This is a genomic window from Polynucleobacter sp. 80A-SIGWE, assembly GCF_018882295.1.
Classification (GTDB): Bacteria; Pseudomonadota; Gammaproteobacteria; order Burkholderiales; family Burkholderiaceae; genus Polynucleobacter.
This window is the reverse complement of sequence record NZ_JACVOR010000002.1, coordinates 535,662-559,886: the sequence shown is the minus strand read 5'-3', so window position 1 is coordinate 559,886 and position 24,225 is coordinate 535,662. Positions and strand designations below refer to the sequence as shown.

The window sequence follows — 24,225 nt, the reverse complement described above, 5'->3', positions numbered from 1 at the left end:
CTGTACTAATGCTGTTTTTTATAGCCCCAGATGCAGGTTTCCCTGTATTTAAAGGGGGTTTAAACGATTATAGGTGAGAAATCCCAAAAGTCGAATTATTGGGGTTTCGTATCTTATTGATTCTAAAGACAATAATTACTCTGACCCACCTTGAAATACTTAAAACTCGGCATGAACCCTAAAAGATAGGATGTTTACAGGTCCGCGAGCTGAGTTATAGGCTGGATTGATGATGTGCTGAAAGTTCAATCCGGCTAGAACATTCTTGATCACAGTGGCGTTGTAATAGACCTCACCGATCCGCTCCGGTGAATAGGAAATCGTCTGGCTTGGGCTAGCGTAGTCACCAATGAAATAAGACACACCCCCTGCTTGCAGGTAGGAACGGCGATAGCTAGATAAGCCGTTTTGCATCATGGAGATGCCAATGCTGTCATTGGGGCGCTTCCAACTTGTGCCATTCATGCCCATACCAATGGAGATGGAATTGTCTGCTTCAGTGAAGGACATCGTTTCGGTATGGCCATCCGATGTAAAGGCACGGCCATAGATACCAAGGTCTTTTGTTAAAGCCTGCTCTCCATGCAAACCAATACCGGTTTTGTATTGCATGTTGTTACGCACATTGTTAATGGCTTGAGTACCCTGCGCATTATTTTGAATCACATAATTCGTTGCGTCTGAGAAACGCGCCAACATCATTTTGTTGCGATAAGCCAAGACGCTGACCTTACCAGGAAGATCGGCAATATTGTGCTGGCGCTCTACTTCTATTTGATCGCCGTAGGTATTAAAGATTTGCCAATTGAGATCACGGCCATTCGGTGTTTTAGGCGCAAGCATACGTGAGGCGCGCATCACCCAGTTATCGAGATACCACTCACCCGCCAAGCCCCAGCTGTAGCCTCTTGCATCGGCTGCGTAGTCATAGGCTAGATAGGTCATATTGCCCCAATTCATAAACTGAATGCGGGGATCTTTGGCATAACGGCTGTCATCAAAGATATCCAATGTGGAGAACTGGCCGCCAGTCAGAACAACACGATTACTACTGACAGTTTGGGTAATTTGATTGGCTTCATTCTCCAGAACGACTTTGTCGCCCTCTTGATTAATGGTTTGACGCACAAAGGCACGAGCAGAATAAAACTTGGCTTGCGCACCATTAGCCTTAGTCGCTTCACCGTTCGTGAAACCACCTAAACCAGAAAGATCGGAGAACGGCACACCAGACACCACCTCTGGATTGAAGTAGACATCGGTATTCGGTGCAAGACGTGCACCAAAGAACAAGGTACCAGACCAGGTATAGCTCATCGACTTCTGAGCATCCAAACTATTCTGACCAGAATAGGATGAATTGAAATTGTTGTAACGCTGATTGATATAAGTGGTTTGGCCGTGAATATTTACTGGCAAACCAAACAACTCACCCTCAGTAGGAAAATCGGCAATTGGAGAAGCAAAGCTGGCGATCTGATCCGAACCGGATCCTGCCTTCTGGGCATGCGCACTCATGCTGCAAATAGCAGCAAGTAAGCTCAACAGGAGAAGATAGGATTTGTGGGTCATTCACAATTTCGCAATGCTTAGCATCAATGGCCAGTGAAACTAAGGGCCAGATCTACCGGGGTAAAAACAAGACAACTCGGATAGGCACGGTGTGAGATTAAAGCTCAACAGTGGTGCAGGCCAAATTATCCCCAAAAAGAGGCAATTTACCTAGAATTTATGTCGATTTAGTGACGATTAGCCAACGGTACGGCGATCCATCAGCGCTCTGGCTAATGTGCCTGCATCTACATACTCAAGCTCACCACCTACCGGAATACCTCTGGCGATCCTGGTAACTTTGATGCCTTTGGATTTGAGTACCTCACCTATGTAGTGGGCTGTGGCCTCACCTTCACTCGTGAAATTCGTTGCCAGAACAACTTCTCTGACTGGCACTCCAGTATCAGGAGCTTCAATGCGATTGAGCAATCGATCGAAATGGATTTCATTGGGGCCCATGCCATCCAGTGGCGAGATACGGCCCATCAATACAAAGTAATTGCCTTTGAAACTTAATGTCTGCTCGACCATCACTTGATCGGCTGGTGTTTCCACAATGCACAGTAAAGACGGATCACGGCGATCATCGTTACAAGTTGCGCAGATTTGGGTTTCTGAGAAAGTATTGCAACGGGCGCAGTGCCCTACTGTCTCTACAGCCTCACCTAATGATTGGGCAAGAACTGCTGCGCCATTGCGATCATGCTGCAGTAGATAGAAAGCCATGCGTTGCGCTGACTTTGGTCCCACTCCAGGCAATACGCGCAATGCCTCGATCAATCGACCGAGAGCATCTTGTGGAGCTTCTTGACGTGCCATTAAAACGGCAACTTAAATCCAGGAGGCATTGGCATGCCAGCAGTAGCACCAGACATCACTTGTGAGCTAGCAGCTTCTACTTGTTTGAATGCTTCTGTATAGGCAGTGACTAATAAGTCTTCGAGCATTTCGCGATCATCCATTGCGCCTGGATCGATCTGTACGCGTTTCATTTCGTGTTTGCCAGAGATGGTGACTTTAACTAAACCACCAGCCGCTTGGCCAGTGACTTCTAGCGCAGCCAATTGCTCTTGCGCTACTTTCATCTTCTCTTGCATCTGCTGGGCTTGTTTCATCAAACCAGCAAGGCCACCTTTCATCATCGCTTTATTTCCTTGTATCTAATATTGTTAAATCTGGCAATCAAAGAGGTTTAACAGAGCCACCAACTACTTTGGCTCCAAACTCTTTTTCTAATTGCTGAATAAATGGATCTTGAGCAATCATCTGCTCTGCGTTTTGTCTTTTCTCTTGATGAATCTGCGCATCGACTTTAGCAACTGTCTTGCCTTCTACTTCACCCTTCTCAATTAATACTTTGATCGGCTTGCCAAAGTGCGCACTTAATGCATCAGCGAGACGACCAACAGAAGCTTCGGAAGCTAGTTGCGGCATTGGCGTCACAACCGTAGCGCGCACGCCTGCTGGTGAATCTTCCCAATCTTGCAACTCTGTCTGAAACGCTAACTGCTGAACCAAACCTTTAACCGGCAACTGACGCATCAAAGCATGCCAGTCTGGACGATTGGCTGCAGATGCAGTGGCCGCTGGTGCAGAAGCTGGAGGCGCTGAAGCGGTAGGCCTAGCCGCCATAGGTGCTGGAGCAGATGCTGCAGGCGCTGAAGATCTAACTGGAGCAGCTGTTTGATTTGCTGGTGCCGCTGGTCTTGGCGCGCTTGCTACTGGCGGTGCGGAGTTCCCTGCTCTGCCTGGAGTTTCATTTCCAGGACGAAAGGCTAGCATGCGCAGGAGCGTCATGGCAAAGCCGGTTTGTTCATCTGGAGCTAGCGATAAATCTGGACGACTAGTAATGCTAATTTGGTAGAAGAGTTGTGCCTCTTCTTTTGTAAGCGCACCAGCCAAGCGACGAATCTCTGCCGCTTCAGGCCAATCTTCCAAAACAGATTCTGGAACGATTTGTGCTGCAGCGATTTTCTGAATGAGGCTGGATAGATCAGCAAGTGCTAATGAGAAAGACATACTGCGCTCACCCATCTCATTAGAGATAGCTAGCAATGTCGCACCATCTTTTGCAATTAAGGCATCCAGAATGCGAATGAGATAAGCATCATCCAATGTGCCAAGCATGCCGCGCACTGCTTCTTCAGATACTTTGCCTGCGGCGTATGCAATGGCTTGATCAGTCAGTGATAAGGCATCACGCATGGAGCCTTGGGCTGCTTTAGCTAAAACACGGAGTGCATTGGTTTCGCAATCGACTTTTTCTGCGGCGAGGACTTTTTCTAAATGTTCAACGATGAGCGGTACTGGCATTTGCTTGAGATTGAACTGCAAGCAGCGGGACAGAATAGTGACCGGGATCTTTTGGGGATCAGTAGTTGCAAGTATGAACTTCACATGTTCAGGCGGCTCTTCGAGCGTCTTGAGCATGGCATTAAAGGCATGATTGGTGAGCATGTGCACCTCGTCAATCATGTAGACCTTGTAACGTGCATTACTTGGAGCGTAGGCTGCCTTCTCTAGTAGAGCGGCAATATCGTCTACCCCGCGATTGCTTGCAGCATCCATCTCGATATAGTCAACAAAGCGACCGGCATCGATTTCTAGGCAAGCCGGGCATTTTCCGCAAGGTTCTGAGGTCATGCGACCTTGACCGTCTTCCCCGGTGCAATTGAGGGCTTTGGCCATAATTCGGGCAATTGTGGTCTTTCCGACCCCGCGAGTGCCTGTAAAGAGCCAAGCGTGGTGTAGTCGACCCTGGTCTAAGGCATGGGTTAATGCCTTAACCACATGGTCTTGTCCTACCAATTGGGAGAAAGTTTTAGGGCGCCACGAACGGGCTAAAGCCAATGCTGTCATGTATTACATTCTAACAAGCTAAAATGGAATTGGACGGGCCTCCCCGCATGGCGGTTTGGATAACCTGGTCAGGTCGGGAACGAAGCAGCCAAACCCAATTCTGTCAGTGCCGGGGGTCGGGCTCGTCCACCCTACTTTCTTGGAATCAAGCCAAGAAATCAGCCCTTTTTAGCAATCCAAGCATTTACACAATCCAATAGCGCTTGGGCTTGTTTAATTGCTTCGCCCAACATGGCATCGCTCACGATATCCCCTGAATAATCAATCACGTTCCGCTGTTTGCGCAGTTGATCTAAGGTAATCAAAGTAGATGAATCTATTCCTATGGTGTGAACCAAACTTTGAATCATGGTTTGATGGTGCCCCGGCTTACTGGTAAGCACTCGATAGCCACTTGCCTGTAACGCTGCACTTGAGGATTGAGTAATCGATTTGTATGCCAGATCAAAGCGCCCCTCATTGCTGAGCTCCTCGACTTGCGCATCCTTCAAGCTGGCTTGAGAAGCCTCTAGTAAACGTTGAATGCTAAGTTTGTCACGCTCAATTGTGTCAAGCGTTACCCCGATGAGATTTTTTAACAAGTTGTGTGTCTCCATTGATAAGCAGATCATGCTCATTACCAATGATGTACAGCTTTGGTTTGCCTAGTACATCACGGATGAAGGCTCCATTATCTTGGATGAGCTTTGTCCAATCCTTACCAGTAAAGACCTTGGGGTTAATTTCTCTTCCGAGTGTTTCTTGATATGGGTGGAGAGTTGCAACGACAGTAGAAAACTCAAGGCCACCAATAATCATGATGTCGATATCACTACCTGCACTTGCTTTACCCCCTGCAGTTGATCCGAATACAAATGCACATTGAATCTGATTCTCAACGGGCAATAGGGCCTGCAGAAGAACATCCACTAGGCCACTGGTTTTTCTCAATATGCTCGCCAACTCTTCGAAGATAGGACAAGAGCGATTCGCTTGGTAATGCGTTTGGTTGCCAATTTTTTTTACTGTCACCAACTCTGCTTGCTCAAGCTTAATCATTTCGCGTTGCAAAGTTCCTGGGGTGGTTCCGGTTAGGCTTGCAATCTGACGCAAGTAATAAGCTTGCTCAGGATGCAAGAGAAGTAGGCCCAATACGCGACTGCGATATTGACCAAAGAGGATGGATGTAAGCGTCGTCATAGGCCATATATTGCCTTATCGTTGCTTTATTAGCAACATTCGTTGCTAATAAAGCAACGAATGTAGATACCGCAGAAGAATGCCCTATTACCAAATCCTTAAAACCCTGAAGATTCCCCAAATCATCCAAATAATCAGCAAAACCAGCATGACCCTTGAATCTAGAGAGATTCGGAATAGCTTTAAATGCTTGTGAGAACACTCAATAGAAAGTCGCATCTAAATCCCCGCCGTAGTCTGAAAGATTTAGCGTAGACGTTTAACAGCGGGAATTACATCAGTCGGGGACTATTTAATTGTAGGAAGGCGATGTGTCTAACCCCTTCCAGCTGATAGTTACATAGCCTGAATTGGTTTCCATCTATTTGCTAGACATCCTAAACAAGTAGGCTCTTATTTTCTAAATTACGTACTTTCCTACAATCTTTTCAGTAAAAGATGATGTAAGATATGTACCATAATTGGTACGCTACTTGGATGAGAAATCCCATCCTAGAAGTTAATTTTTATGCAACAGAACAAGGAAATGAACCAGTTAGGGAGTGGCTGAAGTCCTTGAGTGCTTTTGATAAGAAACGTATTGGGGAAGATATCAAGACTATTCAATTTGGATGGCCATTAGGGATGCCCTTGGTAAAGCATCTTGATGGGGGTATTTGGGAGGTTCGGGTGAACCTTAGCAAGAGCATCGCCAGAGTGTTGTTTGTACTAGATAAGAGCTCAATAGTATTGATTCATGGGTTTATCAAAAAGCAGCAGAAAACCCTGAAGTCTGATTTAGATCTGGCAAAAGATAGAGTAAAGAAATTAAGGAGGCACTCATGAAGAAAAAGCACATTGGTAGTAGCTTTGATGATTTCTTAAAAGAAGAATCAATTTTTGATCACTCTAGTGCGGTGGCAGTCAAAAGAGTTATCGCCTGGCAAATTGAACAAGAAATGATCAAGCAAAAGCTTACCAAGACCTTGATGGCCAAGAAAATGCATACCAGCCGGGCAGCCCTCAATCGTTTACTTGATGAATCGGATACTAGCCTCACGCTGCTGACATTAACAAGTGCTGCATCTGCACTTGGCAAGATGATTAAGTTTGAAATGAAAGCAGTTTAAGTTTTATTAAAGATGGTTTAGAGAGTTATGAATAGAAGATCCCCTACCCACCCTGGCGCTATTCTGAGAGAGGATGTATTGCCTACCCTAGGAACTTCTATTGCCGAGCTATCCGAGCATCTTGGTGTAACTAGAGAAACATTAAATGCTGTTCTTACCGAAAAAAGCGCTGTCACGCCAGAGTTTGCGCAAAAGCTGGGTACCTTTTTAAGTAATGGGCCTCAGCTATGGATTGAAATGCAATCCAAATATGATCTTTGGCAGGCGCAAATCAAACTCAAGGCACAATAGTCACTCAAATATCTTTTACTGAAAAGCCCATGCCCCAAGCCATTATTTTCGATGTAGAAGCGACCGACAAGAACAATGCCGTCATCATTGAGGCCGCCTCTTTAGACGTCACGTCGATTAATCCCCTTGCTATCGGCAATCCTTGGGTACAGCGTTACAACCCTGGAAAACCAATTAGCTTGGGCGCTTTAGCGACTCACCACATCATGGATGAGGAATTGGTTAACTGCCCTGCTAGCACTTCATTTAGATTGCCTGCCGGCACTAAGTACATCATTGGTCACAGCATTGATTTTGACTGGGAGGCTATTGGCAAGCCTGAAGTTAAACGTATTTGCACCCTTGCTCTCGCTCGCAGCCTTTGGCCTGATTTAGATAGTCATACTCAAAGTGCCCTACTCTATTACTTCGAAAGAGCCACTGCCAGAGAACAATTACGTGATGCGCATAGCGCCTTAGCTGATGTGTGGATCTGCTCTAAGATTTTGGGTCAAATCATTGAGAAGCTTAAGCCGTCTTCTTTGGATGCTTTATGGGAAATGTCTGAGAAAGCTCGTATTCCAACTGTGATGCCTTTTGGTAAGCACAAAGGTGAGTTAATCAGCATGGTTCCATCTGACTATAAGCAATGGATGCTACGCCAAGACAATGTATCGGAGTTCTTGCGCAAAGCTCTTGAAGCAAAATAATTGCCTTTACTAGGGAATAAGGAATCCGTGATTTCCTTATTCCCCTTCCAGGCAGCTGCTGCTTGTTCTGTTTTTTCTTTACTTCTGCTACTACCCCTACTTCCTTACTGATACTTGCGGCTAAATACTTGTCTATTGCTACGCTCGTTACGCTTAGTACTTTTAAGTACTGCGCAGTAAGACAAGATCATGATGATTGCGAGTGAGATGCCGTTGAAGTTATTTAATAATTCCATTTAATTTCTCCTTGTTTACTTTCTGCTTACTTGTTACTTGATTGGTTGATTAATTATTTATCGTGCTACGGGTAATTCATCCCACTGCGTGGTGTAGTTCGGTGATCTATTGCCTGATCTCATTTGCCAGTCTTGCTTGGTTCCAGATGCGGCAGTTTTGATGGCAGCGTTACCAAAACGGGTATTGATCGAGTCCATGGCTTTCATGAGACCGGCGGATTTACCTTTGACCTCCATGTCATCAAATAATGATTGCTGCATGGTGGGTTTATCAGCCAAGAGATTAAGAATGACGCCTGCTTTTTTGTACTTAAAGCCGGTCTTGTAGATTTGCTTTAGCCCTTTTAATGCAGCACTTGTGAGCGTTAAGGTGTTATCACTAGAATCGCTCAGAACCACTGTGATGCTTTGATGGTGTTGTGGCTCAAACGGCTTATGGGGGTTGGTTTGCACAAAAATAGTGAGTGCGCCCGTGACTGACTTTTGGCTTCTGAGTTTCTCGGCACCTCTTGCAGCATGGGTGGCAACAGACTCAGCCAACTCTTCCATGGAGGTCACTGGCTTACCAAAACTTCTCGAAGAAATAATTTGTTGTTTAGCTGGAGCAACTTCTTCGAGTTGCAGGCAAGATACGCCGCGCAACTCGTAGCAAATACGCTCAACCACAACGCCAAACTGTTGACGCATCGCTTGTGGTGATATTTGCACCAGATCAAATACGCTATTGATCTTGAGCTCTTTGAGTTTCTTGGCAGTCTTGCCACCAATACCCCACACCTCACCTACCGCTGTCTCTGCCATCCATTGATAGAGCGCTTCTTTGGACATGGAGCTAATGTCACATACGCCAGCAAACTGGGGATTCTTTTTGGCTAAGTGATTAGCTAACTTAGCGAGCGTCTTGCTAGCGCCAATACCAACACATACAGGCAAGCCTGTCGTGTCTTTAACGTCTTGCTTAATGATTTGACCTAAGCTAGTTGGGTCAGCATATTGCTTGAGTACGGTCTCGATTTGCAGAAAGCTCTCATCAATACTGTAGACCTCGAGATTGGGTGTGAACTTTCTTAAGACTTCTACTACCCTGCCGCTCATATCGCCATACAAGGTGTAGTTTGAGGAATAAGCTTGGATGCCATGTTGCTTAGCCAGATCTTTCATCTGAAACCAGGGTGTACCCATCTTCACGCCCAGCGCTTTAACTTCAGCACTACGCGCTACTGCGCAACCATCATTATTGGATAGAACCACCATTGGCACATCTTCTAGCTTAGGAGCAAATACGCGCTCGCATGATACGTAGAAGTTGTTCACATCTACGAGTGCAAAGAGTTGATTGGTTTGGCCAGCTTGGTTCATGCGGACCTCCCGTTTCTGCTGCTGGCGTGACTGTACTTGCGCACTACCCCAACGACCACACCCCAGATTTGAAGTTCGCTGTTCTCGTTAAAGGTAATGGGCTCGTAATTTGGGTTCTCTGGCTGGAGTTCAGTTTTGCCGCGCAATTGATAGAGGCGCTTGATGGTGTACTCGTCATCCACTACGGCAACCACGATGTCTTTATGTTTTGGCTTGAGGGCTTTATCGACAACCACCTTGTCGCCGTCACAAATACCAGCGCCCATCATCGAATCACCCTTGACGGTGAACATGAAGGTAGCCGGCTTGTTTTGGACTAAATAGTGGTTTAAATCGAGACCTTCCTCCGCATAATCCGCTGCTGGGCTCGGAAATCCCGCTGAAATGCGGTGACTCAGAAGCTTGAACTCATAGGCGCCATTGGCTGCCAAGGCCTGTGGGGCCTGGGTCAGAGTGCTTTCTGAGGAGCTTTGTGGAAGTGCGATAAGTGCCATGGGGTCTAATATACTGTATATCCATACAGTATTTCAATACCCGGGCCTTATTTTTTCAAAAACGTGGTTTTTGACCCCTTTTTAAAGGGGTTAACTCTTATCCAAAGTGAATATCAATACAAATCACTTGGCTGGTGTGTTGTATGGGCCATCAGGCAACTGATTTGGCCCCATTAAGAAGACTTGCTGATGAGCAGATTGTGCGAGAGGCATGTAATTTGGCGCAGCTCTTGTAATGGCCGCAGAAATGGCAGCAGCAATAAGGCCGCCTAAACCACCGCCGCCACTATTTTGAGGGGAGTAAGCCATTTTCTTATTTTCTTCCCATATGACCGTGCCATCTGCGGCAACCATTTTGTAGTCAAACTCCACTGTTACCGTAGTTGCAATAAATGCGTACTGAGCATCCCACCTCTTAATCGTCACATATAGGATGGCATCAGCGCCAAACATTTTTGCAAGAGTTGGTGCGGGCATTGTCAGTATTTTGTCACCCTCATACAAGCCCTCTTGCTCCAAGATGTACTTGGTTGTATTGACTGGGAACACATAGTAGCCTTTGTTAGCAAGGGGTATAGGCAACGTCGTCAGCACATATACCGGCGCATCCACATCCAAGGTCTTATTAACAACAGGTACAACTAGGATTGATCTAGGGGCAGCCGTATTAAATGCAGACATATCCTTTTTCTGAATATTCGCACATCCAATTAGCGTCAGAGCTGATAGGCAGATGATTAAATATTTCATGGTTTACTCTTTTCTAAAACTTTCTTTCTACTATCAAGATTCTTAATCAAGGCATCCATTAAGGTTTTGCTTTCAGGCCAAGCATCTCGCTCTTTTGCATAATATTTTTTTGCTTTCTCTACATCTCCCTCTTGGAGATATAAGGTGCCAAGCTCTGCATATAGGCCAGGAGGAACAACTTGCTTTTCTTTTTCAAGGGCATCGACAGTCTCTTGCAATTTAATCTGCAGGGCCACCACTTGATTGGGATCTTTATATGCCTCGTAAAGACCCTTGTCATATCCATTCCAGTTGTATTTATTTTGCGCACATCCCGTTAATAAGAGAAGGGTAAAGCCAGCAATTGCTATTGTTAGACGCATATTGATCTTTATTGAAGTAGGAACGTTTGATTAACGCCATCGCTGGTAAAAATCTTCTCATCAAGAAGCTTCTGTCCATTAAACGTCACATTAAGCATGTGGGGGCCAGGCAAGACCCGCATCATAGCTACACCGTCTTGATAGTCTTTTGCTTGCCCCATATCCAGCCCATCAAGCACCACCCTGCCATCGAGCAAAGCAGTATTTTGAGCTTTAAAGGAAATGCCTGGGCGTAAGTCGGAGATGCTTTGCTTTTCTGTTGGCCACTGCGTGCAACCAGCAACAAAGATAAGAGATAACATCAATCCAGCAGCATATTTAAGTATGGATTTCATTTCATTGCTCCGTCATAACGAACTACCAAATCACTGATTTTTCTTCCGCCCAAGGAACCGCTAACTATGGATGCTATAGACCCTTCATTTAGCTCACCCTCACCAAATAAAGAGACCACTCTGATAGTTGCAATATTCTGACCGGGCAAAGTGATCTCCGCCCCAGTTTGAGGGGATTTAATTTTTTCGCCAGCACTCTGAACATTAAAAATCATACCCTCTTTAATCCCTTGGCTCTTCCCGCCACCAATAAAGATTCGACTGCCTTCCGCCTTCAATATGTAGGTTGTCCATGGCTGCTTATCGACAACGGCGCTAATTTTTGCAACTGCGTCAGTAATAGCTTGACGCATTGCTGCATCATTTAAGGTGCCGTCGTAGTCTGCTTTAGAACCAAAGCCAAAAGTGGAGGAAGTTTCAGTAGACGCCTCGCCAGCACCAGAAGCGGCGAAATAGACCTGACCGTTTTTAGTGTCGACCAATCTAATATCAACTTTGGCAAAAGCAACCTGACGCTTACTTTGCGATACAAAACCAGATTCACCTACGGTCTTTCGACCAAACTCAGTAAGAGAGCCAACAATCAGCGTGTCAACCCCAATAATGTTTAACTTGCCACCACTCATAGCTACATCATTTTTTACCCTGGCAATGTCAGGCCTTTCGAACACCAAATAAGCGCCGCTTTCTGTGAGCACCTTACTCATCATATCGGTGACCTGCTTGCCCAACGGGTCGTTGTATTCATCCCTTAATAGGGAGCGCCCATAAATAGTCTCATTCGTAATTCTCCCGAGAGCAATTTTTCTCTTAAGAGTTGGCGTAGAAGGCGCTTGATCCTTAACCGCCTGCTGGGCTGCTTTTTGCGCCTGAAGGGATTGTGGAGCCTCTTTTTGCTCTAGTGGAGGCGTTTGGATTGCACAGCCTGATAAAAGAACAAAAAATAGTAGGAGGAGATATTTACCCATTACTGGATTCCGATGTATGAATTAGTTATAAGACTTTTAATGATAGCTTGATTTACTTTGATCACACAAACCTCGCAATGGAAATGCCCGCACCCCCCCCCTTAGAAGTCAGTAAATAGTCATTTCTTAAATAGTTGTTGCTGGGTGGAATTAGGCCACCACAGCGCCAAACAAAAACCACCCGAAGGTGGTTGGGGTGGCTAGCAAAAGGCAAATGCCAAAATGGCTGGATCATCCAAGAAAGCATTCGAGCTGTAGATGCTTGCCCGATAAAACCAGACATGCCCTACTTCGATGATCTCAGCCAAACGCTCCATTCTCTTTAGACATCACTCATGAAATCGCCACCACCACTGTCATCCCATGAACTAGCGCCACCATCATCCCAAGAGCTGGCATCACGTACACCAAAGTTTGGATCTAAAGATGCTGGGCCACCTACTTGGTTCATATTGGAGTTGGCATTGTGATCCGCATTCGAATGGCCACCATCGCGACCACCCATGAGGTTGCTTGCTAATGCTTGACCAGCATACATACCGGCACCTAATGCAGCACCAGTTGCAAGACTGCCCATCAAGCCACTACCCATGCCACCAGCTGGCGCTCCAGGATAACCAGGGCCGCCAGGACCACCGGGGTAGCCAGCTGGGCCACCTGGAGTACCAGGATAACCAGCACTTGGTGCGTTATAGACCTGCACTGCTTCAGCCTTACGACGTCTCATCACAATCATGACACCAATTACCAAGATTGCAATCAGACCCCAAAAGAGTGGATTGCTAAAAATAGATGTCTGACTAGCGGCAGGTGCAACTTGGGTGCTAGCTAATTGCATCTGAAGTTTTTGTACAGACTCAGGTTGAGCAAACGGTAAACCAGGTGCTAAGTTTTGCGCTTTGATGAAATGATTGCGCGCCGCTTCTAGCTTACCTTCTTTAAGGTAAAGCTCAGAAGCTACGTAATGTGCTTTGGCGCTATTAGGATGGTTTTGTAGAACCTCTTTCATCATGGCATCGGCTTTAGCCATTTGCCCAGATTGCACAGCTTGATATACCTCAGGCAAAGTTGCCTCGGCAAACGCTGCGTTGCTAGTTAAGAGTAGCGCTGCCGCAAATGCGCCAACGAATAAATTAATTACTTTACGAATTTTCATCAGGACTCCTTGTAGGATGTTTCGTGTGAATTTCATTATCCCTAGTTTGGGGATTTTTGCTATTCCCTACTTATATAGGGTCTTTAAGGGGAATTTCAAGGGGTCTTGGGACTAGATTACTTCCTTGAGATCGCCCTTTGAGGAGATCAAAAAGGCCTTAGCAGGCTTATCCGGACGTATTCTGGCTAGCTCTTGCTTGTAATTATTCAATTGCGCACGGTATTTACTGTTGGCTTCGCTACCCTCTTCAGGAATGGTGAGCTTGTAATCGAGGATGGCCAAGTGATCATCAAACTCTACTAAGCGATCCAAGCGGAAGCTTCTGCCGTCCAGACTTAGGACATCAATCTCATTCCAGGCCTGCACCCACTGATTTTGCGTGAGATATGGCTGGAGCTCTTTGGCATTAAGAACGGCAGTTGCCTGATCTAGTGCCTTGCTTGCTAACTCATTGCTAATACCAAGCCAATGAGCTATTTGATCTGCGCTCATGGATTCCGGAGCCGTTGCGCCGGTTTGATGAGTGAGGTATTCGAGCAGGTGATGAAAGTGCACGCCCTCTTCCAATATTTTGGAGTTATCTGGTGTGCCGTCATCATCTTGGAAGACTTCAAGTGTCATACCACTTTCGATATCTTTGAGCAGCTGCTCATAACTCGCTTTAGCTGCACCCCAGGAAACCTCAAAGTCATCCATCATGAAATTGCTTGAATTGACTGTCTTCTGGCCTGTTGGAGTTGGGGTTTGGTTTTTTAGTGGTGCGGGTTGATCTTCAAGAATGTTTAATTGGCCTAGCATCGCTCTGCCATACCAAGACTTCTCATCTAAACCAATAGGATTTTTTGCGGTGGGTGCTTTTGCCACACCACTAATCCAAAGTCCCTGCTTTGCTCTGGTCATTGCGACGTAGAGCAGATTCCAGTTCTCATTCTTAGCTATAAGTAGTTCGCGTTCACGCACTTCGCTACGAGGATTGGTTAAGGTGGCCGAGGTGTACATTGATAAATGACTAGGACTTTCGCTCTCGGGCGGCCAATCCAATAAGACGCCACGATGATCCGCCTTGCCTTCAGTATGGTTAGCATCCAGCATGATCACAAATGGTGACTCCAGGCCCTTTGCCCCATGAATCGTCATCATGCGAACATGCTTGTTTTTATCTTCCTCAGATAACTCGCTCTCTTCATCGAGTTCAACGAGATCTCCTTCCGCCTCAACATCACCTTCATCCGGAGTTTCATCATCATCGCCACGGCGGATGGTGTTGATCTCTTCAATAAAGCGACCCAAGCTTGGGTAACGGCCGCCATCCTGATTGAGCGCTAACTCAAGGAAGGCATCGAGATTTGCTAAAACTTGTGCGCGGGCAATCTCTTGAGAGGCGCTTGCGTACTTAATGCGCAAATCACTTTCTTGATAAATGCGATCGAGTAAATCATGTACTGGCAAGCGCTCACCTAGCAGGCGCCAATGCTCCAAATAACGTGCTACCTGCATCAGGCCTGCATCTGGACTATCTTGCAAAGCATCCCACCAAGAGCGATATTGATTCGATGCCATTGACTTGCTGAGGGTCTGCATTTGGCTTTCGGTGAACGCAAAGATCGGGCTTCTTAACACTTGCGCGAGCGGCAAATCGTGGCGCGGCGTTACCAAGACAGTTAAGAGCGCAATGAGATCGTCAACCTCTAGAGTATTCAGTAATCCACCCAGCCTTGAGCTCTCGAAGGCTAAACCTGCCTCACGCAGAGCGCGCTCAAATTGTGGGAGATACTTGCGGCGTTTAACCAATAATAAGAAATCACTCTCTCTTGCCTTGCGCCAGACTTCCTTACCATTGATGCGATCAGCTACAGGGCGCGTCTCAATGAGGTTCTGTATTAATGAGCTGACCTGCTGCCCCTCAACATAGCGCTGAGTGACATCGGCAGTTTGTCGCGCATCCACAATCGCCTCTTCAAAGGCATTGCCGGCTCTTTGCTCCAACTCTTCGGCTTCGTATTTCACGAGAGGTAATAAATAGGCTTCACCCTCGTTTGTATATGGTGCATCTGCAGCACTTCCTGCAGGCGCCTCCCACAACGTGTTTTGCACTGTAAATGGATATGACTCTGGCAATTGCTCGGTGCCAAAGATTTGATTCACAGCTTCGTTAATTTTTGACGCATTACGGCGGGTAGTGTTCTGATTTAATGAGGCTGCGTTCATTTCTTTTACCAAGAAAGCCTGCGCATCATTAAACAATCTAGGGTCAGCGCGGCGGAATCGGTAAATCGATTGCTTAGGATCCCCTACGATAAAGACGGTAGGCTTGGATTCATCCTGACCATAACCCTCTAACCATGCTCGCAGAATTTGCCACTGCAAAGGATTGGTGTCCTGGAACTCGTCTACCAAAATATGTTTGTACTTTGCATCTAGCCTCGACTGCAAGTAGGCTGCATTAGCAGCGTCAGCCATTAACTGACTGACACCGATCTCTAGATCATCAAAGTCCCGCACGCGCATAGACTCTTTAATCGTATTCACGTGATCTAACATTGCGGTACTCATTGCGAACCATGCTTCATTCAGAGCATAGGCTTCTTGCTCCTTTTTCCAGGCAACAAATTCCAGGAAAGCTGTTGCCCAAGCTTGCTTATAAGTGACATGCTCTAGTTCGCGATCTTGCTCGCCCTCTTTTTTGAGATATTTCTTGAGGTCGCCTGCAGCTTTGTCATTCGAGGTGCGATTGGTGTCGTCTTGAGTCAAAAATACGGACTGTAATATCGATGCAATTTCCATCACATCCCCACCATTAGCCTTGAGATTGATGGTGGTTTGAATAATCGGCGCATAGGCCATTTCTGTAGCACTGCTATTACTAAAGCAACGATGTAGAAACTCTAAATCTGCTTTAGCGTTGATGGCATTCCAAATTGCATTCAGTGGATTGGCAATTTTCAGTCTGGGCAAATCAGCTTTGAGTTTTTCAATAGGAGTGGTGCCATGCGCTTTGCATGCTTGCGAGAAAAATGTCCAAGCGCCTCTTTGTTTAAAGAGACTGTAATTACTCATCAGGAACTTCTGGGTTTCACTTGCACCAAGCGCCCTTAATAAGGTGTCGTAATGCGACTGAATACCTTCAGGTAAGTTACCCCACCAGTCATCTAGGCACTCATCTTGCAAACGCTTTGCATCTTCGCGCAAGCTAAAGCCTGGTTGTATGCCGGTTGAGATTGGTGCTGCACCTAAGAGCCTACCAAACCAGCCATGGAAGGTGTCAATCACGATGCCCTGCGGGCTTGCCAGAACTTTGGCATAGAGGGATTTGGCGGTAGGTAGTAATGCCTTTGCCGCATCAGCACTCAGGCCGCGCTCAGTTAAATGCCCAATCAGTTGTTCATCACTCGATTGAGAAAATTCCTCTAGCAGGCGATAAAGGCGATCACGCATCTCTTGCGCTGCTTTACGGGTAAAGGTGAGCGCAAGGATTTCTTGAGGTTTTGCTCCTGCTAACAGCAAGCGGACCATGCGAGTAACCAATAACCAAGTCTTGCCACTACCTGCGCAAGCGGACACGATCACTGAGCGATTAGGATCACAAGCAATATCAACTGGGAACGTAGACTTGCTCACCACATCCCCTTTCTGCAAATACCCCTAGCTTCGCAATACTGGCAAACGCTATCAGGTGCGAATGCTTTGAGCGGCTTTCCGGACCAGAGAGATTGCATATCCTCAGTAATTTGCTCAGAAAATTCTTGCATGAGTTCTGGCATTTCTGAAATGACTACAGAACGCTCAGCTTCATCCCCACTCTTTTTTACATCGGCCTTTAAAGCAACCCACTCGGCTGCATTGACTGCGCGCCCAGGGATCTTCTTACTCTCATTAGAAGCTCTGGCATAGATTAATAGCTGCGGATCATCCAGAACCACCTCGGATCGCCACTCAACTTTAGTGAGGCTCTGATTCTTATAGTCAATTACTGATGCAGCCTTAGGGTCATGGATGCTCACATCAAAGCGGTCCGCATAACCTTCAATACGAATATGACGCTCATTTCCATCTACATCAGTGAATGGCAAATCAAAGCCGACTTTCACTTCAGCATCGTAGAACTGCCAACCTTGAGCCTCACGCTCTAACTGCCACTGCATAAAACTCGGGATTTGCTTTTGCCAATCTCTTAAAACACCTAAGACTCTGGCATCACCCTCAATCAAGCGCTTAAAGACCTGCTCTGACATGAGTGTGAGTTGATCTTGCATCCAAACGCGGCGCAGTTCTGGGTCGGTGGTGATTGGTGAGGCGGATTTTTGCCCCTCGCTTTTCATAGCGTGATAGAAATTGCGCAAGATCTTGTGCAAAGTTTGACCAGCTAGCGAGGCATCAAAGCCCTCTTCAAAGCCTTTGAGCTTACGTAGACCCAGCAAGCTACGGACGTAATAGCGATAGGGACAGTCGCGCAATGCCTTGTATGCACTCGGACTCATTGAGACCGGCATTGGCAGATCTGAATCTAATGTTGCGATCGCCATTTGGGATGGAGCTGAAGTTGCACTGCGAGGTGCAAATAGATTGGCGGCATTTTGCGCCTGCCAATTCGGTAAATCTATTTGGAGTCTCTGAATCCATGCCGAAGGCCTCAGCGGCTCCCCGCTCTTACTCTTGCTTTGCCAAAGGAGATCAATGCTGGGGAACGAGATGAGTAGTTGAGAGAGATCTCGCGCCTGCTGAATAAACTGAGCCTCAATACTGGATCCACCCAAGAGTCGATTTAAGGCATCAGAGAAAAATAATGGCGGCTCAGAAAATGCAGGTAGTTGCTGTTCATCACAACCCACCATAACTACAGATTCAAATTCTCTAAAGCGAGTAGAGCTCAATGGCAATATGCTCAGGCTAGCTGCCGCACTAACGCCCTTCTCTTCATACGAAGATTCTTCAATGACTGTTTTTAATAGGCTAAGCCATTCATTGAGGCGCATCGAAATTTGCTGATGCTCGACATCAAAATCAAATGTTTCCAAGAGCTCAAGCAATTGTTTACCAGCAGAGTCTTTTTCCAAGCCCTGAGTCATTCCCATTTGAATCAGATCATCCATCAGGTATTGATGGGCTAGAGCGCAATTGATTTTGACTCCACGCCAACGATTGAGGCGACCACGAATGGATTGCAGTAACTCTAGTAAAAGCGGATTAGGTACAGCAGAGCCATGCGCGACCGATCCCTCGATCGCCATATGAAAAGTTTCCCAGCCAGATTTAGCCTGGCTAGCAATCAAAATATCTTCAAGCTGCGCCACCAATCCATTTAAAGATTCTGCGTCACGCGTACCGTTGGGGTTAAGGCACTTTCCAAGATCTAAGAATGGGTTTTGCAAAAACTCCAACAGGTCAGCTGCACTCGGACCCTCAGATGGTGCGCGCAATAACTCGAGCCAACTATTGAGCGCTGCCGCCGCCCTTGTTGTCGATAACTTCCAACCCGTTTCATCTTGAATCTTGAGGGATGGGCCTAGACGTGCCAGCAATGCACGCGCCCTTCGGGCCACGAGACGATCTTGCGCTACCAGGGCGATATTGGTTTTGCCATCGATCAGTTGCTGCTCAATGGTTTTAGCCGTTGCCCATGCCAATTCTTCAAATCGCTTGGAGGCAATGAGATGCCAATGCTCTGGATGGGCATTGCTGATATTGGCTTGGATGGTTTGTAGCTTTTGCTCTTCAGGAATCTGGGGGCTTAATGCTTCTGCCCAGAGTCCTACTGATTCCCAGTTCATCGTCACTTCAACTGCTGGCGCGAACTGCGCATAGTCCGCTAAATATCCTTGAATAAGCTGCTTATCAATCGGAGTTGGGTCTGCAGTCTCTACCCAAATCAAAGGTCTTGTATTTAAAGGTTTTGTACTTGCTTGTGAAGTTTGCTTGGCAGCCTCAAGATGGGCGGCCATAGCAAATTGCTTTCGGAATGCGGGATCACTTGGGCTGGTGATGTATCTCCAAAATGTCAGCAGCACTTGCGCTTCTTGATCTACTACTTTTCTTGCAAGTGCTGGGTATGCCTGCCCAATGGTGCGATCCAATAATGGCTCCAGAGTCTCGATCCAAGATTGCGTATTTTGAGCAATAAGCCCTTCTTGATCCGAGATCAGCTGATGTAGCTCTTTTTGAAGGCTGGGCGCTATAGAGTTGGATAAGGTATCGCAGGCTGCGATGATGGCCTGAGCCAACCCCCACGAACCTGCCTCGGTTTCTGCTTTAAACCAGGATTGCAATTGCTTATGTTTGCGCAGAGTTGCATATACAGATAACCAACGCTCTAGATCGGTTTGCTTCTTGGGGAACTTCCAGGCGCCTGGTGCTGCTTCTAGCCAATCGTTAAAACTCATGACCTGAGGCAGGAAGGCAATGTGATTTGGCAGATCTTTAGGTCGATACTTTTCCAGGGCAGCTCTTACCCCCATTAATGGGCCTGCGGTACTTAGCACCACTAAGGGGCGCTGGTTTGTTTGCTTTGCACAATTCCAGATACCCTCGGCGAGCGACTTTAGAGCACTGGCATTAGGCGCTATTGCCCAAGCATGCGGCTGCTTTTGCTCATTTAGGGTTGGGAATGGGTGCGGCATTGAGGGTGGTTCTGGGGCTGGTTTTTTAGTATTTAGGCAGAAAGTGTGGCTTATTGCTAATATAAGCGTTGTAGCGCAATAACTATATAAAACTAAATAAGACTAATTAAGGAATTTTCATGAGTGCCGGCATCAAATATGTAACTGACGCTTCTTTCGAGCAAGACGTTCTCAAGTCCGATAAACCTGTTCTCCTCGACTTCTGGGCTGAGTGGTGTGGTCCTTGCAAGATGATCGGCCCTATCCTTGAAGAGCTGGCTGGTGAATACGGCGACAAGATCCAAATCGCTAAGATGAACGTGGATGAGAACCAAGGCGTTCCTGCCCAGTTCAATATTCGTGGCATCCCTACATTGATTCTCTTTAAGAACGGCACCGTTGCTGCTCAAAAAGTAGGCGCTTTGGCTAAATCCCAGTTGACTGCATTTATTGATAGTCATCTGTAAATAGTCTTTGATCACAGGTTCACTGGGTGAGCCTGTGGTTTTTAGCTGTTTTTAGTGTAGTATCTATTTCAACGCACCTTCAGTGCCCCGATTTTCGGCAATATTCCCAGCAATTTTCCCTCCCCCTCTTTTTTAGCAAACTCCCCAAAATTCTGTTTTTCCAATCTGTCTGATGTCCATCTAGACAGCGATACCCCAAAACACATCTACATCCTTATCTACACCCGAGAACCACATGCAATTATCTGAACTCAAAGTACTCCACGTATCCGCTCTGCTTGAAATGGCAGCTAGCCTGGAGATTGAAAATACACAACGTATGCGCAAACAAGAGTTGATGTTTGCCATCCTCAAGAAGCGCGCTAAAGAAGGTGAATCTGTTTTCGGTGACGGTACTTTGGAAGTATTGCCCGACGGCTTTGGTTTCTTGCGCTCCCCTGATGCCTCTTACATGGCTTCTCCGGACGATATCTATATCTCCCCTGCACAGATCCGCCGCTTCAACCTACACACTGGTGACAGCGTTGAAGGCGAGGTTCGCACCCCTAAAGATGGCGAGCGTTACTTTGCACTGGTGAAGGTAGACAAGATCAACGGCTTGCCTCCTGAGGCTTTAAAGAACCGCATCATGTTCGAGAACTTAACGCCTTTACACCCAAATCGCGTTGTTCAGTTAGAGCGTGACATCAAAGCTGAAGAGAATTTAACGGGCCGCATCATCGACATGATCTCCCCGATTGGCTATGGCCAGCGTGGCTTGATCGTGTCTTCACCTAAATCCGGTAAGACCGTGATGATGCAGCACATCGCTCACGCGATTTCTGCGAACAATCCAGATGCGATCTTGATCGTACTGTTGGTTGATGAGCGTCCTGAAGAAGTTACTGAAATGCAGCGCTCTGTACGTGGTGAAGTCGTTGCCTCTACATTTGATGAGCCAGCTGTGCGTCACGTTCAAGTTGCTGAGATGGTGATTGAAAAGGCTAAGCGTTTAGTGGAGATGAAAAAAGACGTCATCATCTTGCTTGACTCGATTACCCGTCTTGCTCGTGCTTACAACACCGTTATCCCTTCATCTGGAAAAGTACTCTCTGGTGGTGTGGATGCAAACGCATTACAACGTCCAAAACGTTTCTTCGGTGCTGCGCGTAACGTTGAAGAAGGTGGCTCGCTCACCATCATCGCTACTGCCTTGATTGAAACTGGTAGCCGTATGGATGACCTCATCTACGAAGAGTTCAAAGGTACCGGCAATATGGAAGTTCACCTTGAGCGTCGTTTGGCTGAGCGTCGTGTTTACCCATCGATCAACCTCAATAAGTCTGGCACCCGCCGTGAAGAGTTGCTGGTTAAAGCTGAAAACCTCCAGAAAATCTGGGTTTTACGTAAATTATTGGCCGATATGGACGATATTGAGGCGATGAACTTTATCGTTGATAAGCTCAAATCCACCAAAAATAACGGTGAATTCTTCGATTTAATGCGTAAGGGTGGCTAATTTAGGCTCTCAGAGACGGTAAAAGTGCGCTTTGTTGTTGATTTCATGGCATAATTTCGCCTTTACCGCTTTAATAATTTGCATTTAACTTGGGTAAGTATTTGGGTCTTTGGACTTAAACGGCTGCCTGCTAATAGGACTTAATAATGAAACCTGGCATTCACCCCGAATATCGTGAAATCGTCTTTGTAGACGTTTCTAATAACTTCAGCTTCAAGACTCGCTCCACTATGTCTACTAAAGAGACAATCAAGTGGGAAGACGGCAATGAATATCCATTGGCCAAGATCGAGACTTCATCTGAGTCACACCCTTTCTACACTGGTACCCAGAAGATTATGGATACTGCCGGTCGTGTTGAGAAATTCCGTCAGAAGTTCGGCACTAAAGCTGTTGCTAAAGCAACTGGCGATGGCGCTGCTAAAACAGCTGAGAAAAAAGCTGCTGCTGCAGAAGCTAAAGCTGCTGAAAAGCCAGCTAAGAAGAAGTAATAGGCTTACTCTACAAAGGGGCTGGGGTTTGGATATTCACTATTCACCCTCCCCTGCGAGATAATCAAGGCAGCGTTTGCTGCCTTTTTTATTGCTAGTTTTTTATGGTCAAACTCACCGCCGCCGCCACCACCTCCATCCCACGCATCATTATTTTTGCGTTGACTTTGGTCTATGGTTTTGCCGGCCTCTTTGCGCGTGATCCCTGGAAGAATGAAGATGCTATCGGATTTGGTGGCATGTGGACTTTGCAACATGGCAAAGCACTCGACTGGATCGTTCCGCATCTATCTGGGCGCGACATCTCGCTTGGCGCACCCTTTCCCTACTGGCTAGGCGCCACCCTGATGGATCTATTTGGTCCATTGATTGGTGCGGCTAATGCTGCGCGCCTTTATGCGGCAGTTTGCTTCTTCGCTTCTGCATTAGCTATTTGGTACGCCACTTATCTATTAGGTCGTCGTCAAGAAGTTCAGCCGATGGTCTTAGCAGTTGGCGGCCAACCAGGTCGTAAAAACTACGGCATGACTTTAGCCGATGGTGCGCTATTGATTTTCTTGGCCTGCGTCGGTCTTGCACAACGCGCGCATGAGACCACGCCAATGATGGCCCAACTCATGGGTATCAGCATTGTTTTATATGGCACAGTGCGTGGCTTAGATAAGCCATGGCAAGGTGGCTTGTGGACTGGTCTAGGCATTGCGATCGTTGCGCTTTCGAGCAATCTCACACTCAGCCTCATCATTGTCAGCTCCACCATCATTGCAGTCATTGCTAGTAATGCGAAGTTGCGTTTTCGTTGGACTTTAACCAGCACGGTTTTAGGTCTGATTGGTTTTGCGATTTGGCCTGCGCTTTGGTATTTGGGTAACCTCACTCCAGAGTGGCGTCATATCGCCGAAGAAGGCTGGCGCAATATGCCAGAGATGCGCGCAACGCCTTCTATTGAATCCCTTGGATTTTTGAGTGTTAACTTTTGGGCTTATGCCTGGCCAGTTTGGCCATTAGCCATCATCTCCCTCGCCCATTGGGGTCGAGTTAAAGAAGCAGGTCAATGGCGTGCACCCCACCTTTGCATTCCGCTTAGCTTATTTATTGGTTGCTTGATTTATGTTCTGTTCAGACTAGAAGCCAATGAGCATGACCTCATCATCTTGATCCCCAGTTTGTCGATCATTGCTGCATTTAGTTTGCCGATTCTCAAACGTAGCCTGATTAGCTTCATCGATTGGTTTGCGATGTTTAGCTTCACCATGATCGCTTTGGCCATTTGGATTATTTGGTTAGCCAAAGTAACCGGCTATCCAGAATCTACTGCTGCCAATTTAGCAAGACTCTTGCCAGGCTTTCAGGCGCAGTTTGACTACATTGGTTTTGTTGTTGCTCTCATCATTACCGGCATTTGGTTGGCCATCGTACGCTGGAGAACTTCACGCGCTCCAAAAGAAATCTGGCGTTGCCTCATCATCTCCGCCTCTGGCACCACCTTGATGTGGGTCTTGTTAATGACGCTTTGGTTGCCAACAATTAATTACGCAAAGACCTATCGCTATGTATCCGATCGTCTGGTGCAAATTATTGCCAACACGCCAGGATGTATTGATACCAGCAATCTGGGTTCTGCACAGTTAGCTTCATTTAGCTACTTCACCAAACTGCCTTTGCGTGATGATCCTAGCTGTAATCTCATGCTGACTCATAGCTCCTTAGAAGCTAAAGCATACGCTAGCCTCAATAAAAAGAAAATTGAATTGCTTTGGGAAGATCGCCGAGCATCTGACCGTGATGAGCGTCTACGCCTCTATCAAATTACCCCAGCTGGTAAAGAATAAATC

At 46.7% G+C, this 24,225-nt stretch carries 24 protein-coding genes and 1 other RNA gene; 9 read left to right on the top strand and 16 right to left on the bottom strand.

Annotated elements, in window-relative coordinates; genetic code table 11:
• Positions 1-159: 159 nt before the first annotated feature.
• From ICN25_RS07680 to dnaX, 4 genes are all read right to left on the bottom strand, one after another.
• Positions 160-1,572 (bottom strand): carbohydrate porin, encoded by a 1,413-nt coding sequence (locus ICN25_RS07680; RefSeq protein ID WP_216180952.1) that lies wholly within the window; start codon positions 1,570-1,572, stop codon positions 160-162.
• Between the two features lie 177 nt (positions 1,573-1,749).
• Entirely contained in the window at positions 1,750-2,373 is a 624-nt protein-coding gene (gene recR / locus ICN25_RS07675) for a recombination mediator RecR (protein ID WP_215374480.1), read from the bottom strand.
• Positions 2,373-2,696, bottom strand: a complete 324-nt coding sequence (locus ICN25_RS07670; protein WP_046330302.1) for a YbaB/EbfC family nucleoid-associated protein — start codon at positions 2,694-2,696, stop codon at positions 2,373-2,375. Before ICN25_RS07670 ends, recR begins: the two co-directional genes overlap by 1 nt.
• 40 nt (positions 2,697-2,736) lie before the next feature.
• Positions 2,737-4,413, bottom strand: coding sequence for a DNA polymerase III subunit gamma/tau (dnaX, locus tag ICN25_RS07665; RefSeq protein ID WP_216180948.1), 1,677 nt, complete (start codon positions 4,411-4,413; stop codon positions 2,737-2,739).
• A 32-nt stretch (positions 4,414-4,445) separates the two neighbouring features.
• Here dnaX and ffs point away from each other — a divergent pair.
• Positions 4,446-4,543, top strand: an RNA gene (gene ffs, locus ICN25_RS07660) — signal recognition particle sRNA small type.
• A gap of 28 nt (positions 4,544-4,571) precedes the next feature.
• Here ffs and ICN25_RS07655 read toward each other — a convergent pair.
• Entirely contained in the window at positions 4,572-4,994 is a 423-nt protein-coding gene (locus ICN25_RS07655; RefSeq protein ID WP_216180946.1) for a DNA-binding protein, read from the bottom strand.
• Positions 4,963-5,592: a nucleotidyltransferase domain-containing protein gene (locus tag ICN25_RS07650; RefSeq protein WP_216180943.1), complete on the bottom strand. Its 630-nt coding sequence runs from the start codon at positions 5,590-5,592 to the stop codon at positions 4,963-4,965. Before ICN25_RS07650 ends, ICN25_RS07655 begins: the two co-directional genes overlap by 32 nt.
• 450 nt (positions 5,593-6,042) lie before the next feature.
• On the opposite strand from ICN25_RS07650, the gene ICN25_RS07645 reads away from it, so the two are divergent.
• From ICN25_RS07645 to ICN25_RS07630, 4 genes are read left to right on the top strand one after another with little or no spacing between them, the layout of a single operon-like run.
• Positions 6,043-6,417 carry a type II toxin-antitoxin system RelE/ParE family toxin gene (locus tag ICN25_RS07645; RefSeq protein ID WP_255536725.1) on the top strand — a complete coding sequence of 125 codons (375 nt, stop codon included), beginning with the start codon at positions 6,043-6,045 and terminating at the stop codon, positions 6,415-6,417.
• Positions 6,414-6,701, top strand: coding sequence for an XRE family transcriptional regulator (locus ICN25_RS07640; RefSeq protein ID WP_216180941.1), 288 nt, complete (start codon positions 6,414-6,416; stop codon positions 6,699-6,701). The genes ICN25_RS07645 and ICN25_RS07640 overlap by 4 nt, the downstream gene beginning before the upstream one ends.
• Before the next feature lie 27 nt (positions 6,702-6,728).
• Complete coding sequence (locus tag ICN25_RS07635; RefSeq protein WP_216180939.1) at positions 6,729-6,992, top strand: HigA family addiction module antitoxin; 264 nt, start codon at positions 6,729-6,731, stop codon at positions 6,990-6,992.
• A gap of 29 nt (positions 6,993-7,021) precedes the next feature.
• The gene (locus ICN25_RS07630) at positions 7,022-7,681 is read left to right on the top strand and encodes a putative quorum-sensing-regulated virulence factor (RefSeq protein ID WP_216180936.1); all 660 of its coding nucleotides are present in this window, start codon (positions 7,022-7,024) and stop codon (positions 7,679-7,681) included.
• Between the two features lie 104 nt (positions 7,682-7,785).
• On the opposite strand, the gene ICN25_RS09980 is transcribed toward ICN25_RS07630, so the two are convergent.
• The 10 genes from ICN25_RS09980 to ICN25_RS07585 all read right to left on the bottom strand — a co-directional run bounded on the left by ICN25_RS09980 (position 7,786) and on the right by ICN25_RS07585 (position 19,955).
• Positions 7,786-7,917 carry a hypothetical protein gene (locus tag ICN25_RS09980; RefSeq protein WP_255536724.1) on the bottom strand — a complete coding sequence of 44 codons (132 nt, stop codon included), beginning with the start codon at positions 7,915-7,917 and terminating at the stop codon, positions 7,786-7,788.
• Positions 7,918-7,974: 57 nt separating this feature from the next.
• The gene (locus tag ICN25_RS07625) at positions 7,975-9,276 is read right to left on the bottom strand and encodes a Y-family DNA polymerase (protein WP_216180933.1); all 1,302 of its coding nucleotides are present in this window, start codon (positions 9,274-9,276) and stop codon (positions 7,975-7,977) included.
• Complete coding sequence (locus ICN25_RS07620) at positions 9,273-9,770, bottom strand: LexA family transcriptional regulator (protein ID WP_216180931.1); 498 nt, start codon at positions 9,768-9,770, stop codon at positions 9,273-9,275. Before ICN25_RS07620 ends, ICN25_RS07625 begins: the two co-directional genes overlap by 4 nt.
• 123 nt (positions 9,771-9,893) lie before the next feature.
• Entirely contained in the window at positions 9,894-10,520 is a 627-nt protein-coding gene (locus ICN25_RS07615) for a GNA1162 family protein (protein WP_216180927.1), read from the bottom strand.
• Positions 10,517-10,882: a DUF4810 domain-containing protein gene (locus ICN25_RS07610; protein WP_216180924.1), complete on the bottom strand. Its 366-nt coding sequence runs from the start codon at positions 10,880-10,882 to the stop codon at positions 10,517-10,519. Before ICN25_RS07610 ends, ICN25_RS07615 begins: the two co-directional genes overlap by 4 nt.
• Positions 10,883-10,890: 8 nt before the next feature.
• Entirely contained in the window at positions 10,891-11,217 is a 327-nt protein-coding gene (locus ICN25_RS07605) for a hypothetical protein (protein ID WP_216180920.1), read from the bottom strand.
• Positions 11,214-12,185 (bottom strand): CsgG/HfaB family protein, encoded by a 972-nt coding sequence (locus ICN25_RS07600; RefSeq protein ID WP_216180916.1) that lies wholly within the window; start codon positions 12,183-12,185, stop codon positions 11,214-11,216. The genes ICN25_RS07605 and ICN25_RS07600 overlap by 4 nt, the downstream gene beginning before the upstream one ends.
• Positions 12,186-12,507: 322 nt before the next feature.
• On the bottom strand, positions 12,508-13,341 hold the full coding sequence (locus tag ICN25_RS07595; RefSeq protein WP_216180913.1) for a tetratricopeptide repeat protein: 834 nt from the start codon (positions 13,339-13,341) through the stop codon (positions 12,508-12,510).
• Between the two features lie 111 nt (positions 13,342-13,452).
• The gene (locus ICN25_RS07590; protein WP_370624713.1) at positions 13,453-16,959 is read right to left on the bottom strand and encodes a UvrD-helicase domain-containing protein; all 3,507 of its coding nucleotides are present in this window, start codon (positions 16,957-16,959) and stop codon (positions 13,453-13,455) included.
• Entirely contained in the window at positions 16,956-19,955 is a 3,000-nt protein-coding gene (locus ICN25_RS07585; RefSeq protein ID WP_216180910.1) for a PD-(D/E)XK nuclease family protein, read from the bottom strand. The genes ICN25_RS07590 and ICN25_RS07585 overlap by 4 nt, the downstream gene beginning before the upstream one ends.
• Positions 19,956-20,074: 119 nt before the next feature.
• On the opposite strand from ICN25_RS07585, the gene trxA reads away from it, so the two are divergent.
• From trxA to ICN25_RS07565, 4 genes are all read left to right on the top strand, one after another.
• Positions 20,075-20,401 carry a thioredoxin TrxA gene (gene trxA, locus ICN25_RS07580; RefSeq protein ID WP_062309025.1) on the top strand — a complete coding sequence of 109 codons (327 nt, stop codon included), beginning with the start codon at positions 20,075-20,077 and terminating at the stop codon, positions 20,399-20,401.
• A 235-nt stretch (positions 20,402-20,636) separates the two neighbouring features.
• Positions 20,637-21,899, top strand: coding sequence for a transcription termination factor Rho (gene rho, locus ICN25_RS07575; protein ID WP_015421283.1), 1,263 nt, complete (start codon positions 20,637-20,639; stop codon positions 21,897-21,899).
• 146 nt (positions 21,900-22,045) lie between these two features.
• Entirely contained in the window at positions 22,046-22,390 is a 345-nt protein-coding gene (locus tag ICN25_RS07570; protein WP_015421284.1) for a type B 50S ribosomal protein L31, read from the top strand.
• A gap of 104 nt (positions 22,391-22,494) precedes the next feature.
• Complete coding sequence (locus ICN25_RS07565) at positions 22,495-24,222, top strand: glycosyltransferase family 39 protein (RefSeq protein WP_216180907.1); 1,728 nt, start codon at positions 22,495-22,497, stop codon at positions 24,220-24,222.
• The last annotated feature ends 3 nt before the right edge of the window (positions 24,223-24,225 follow it).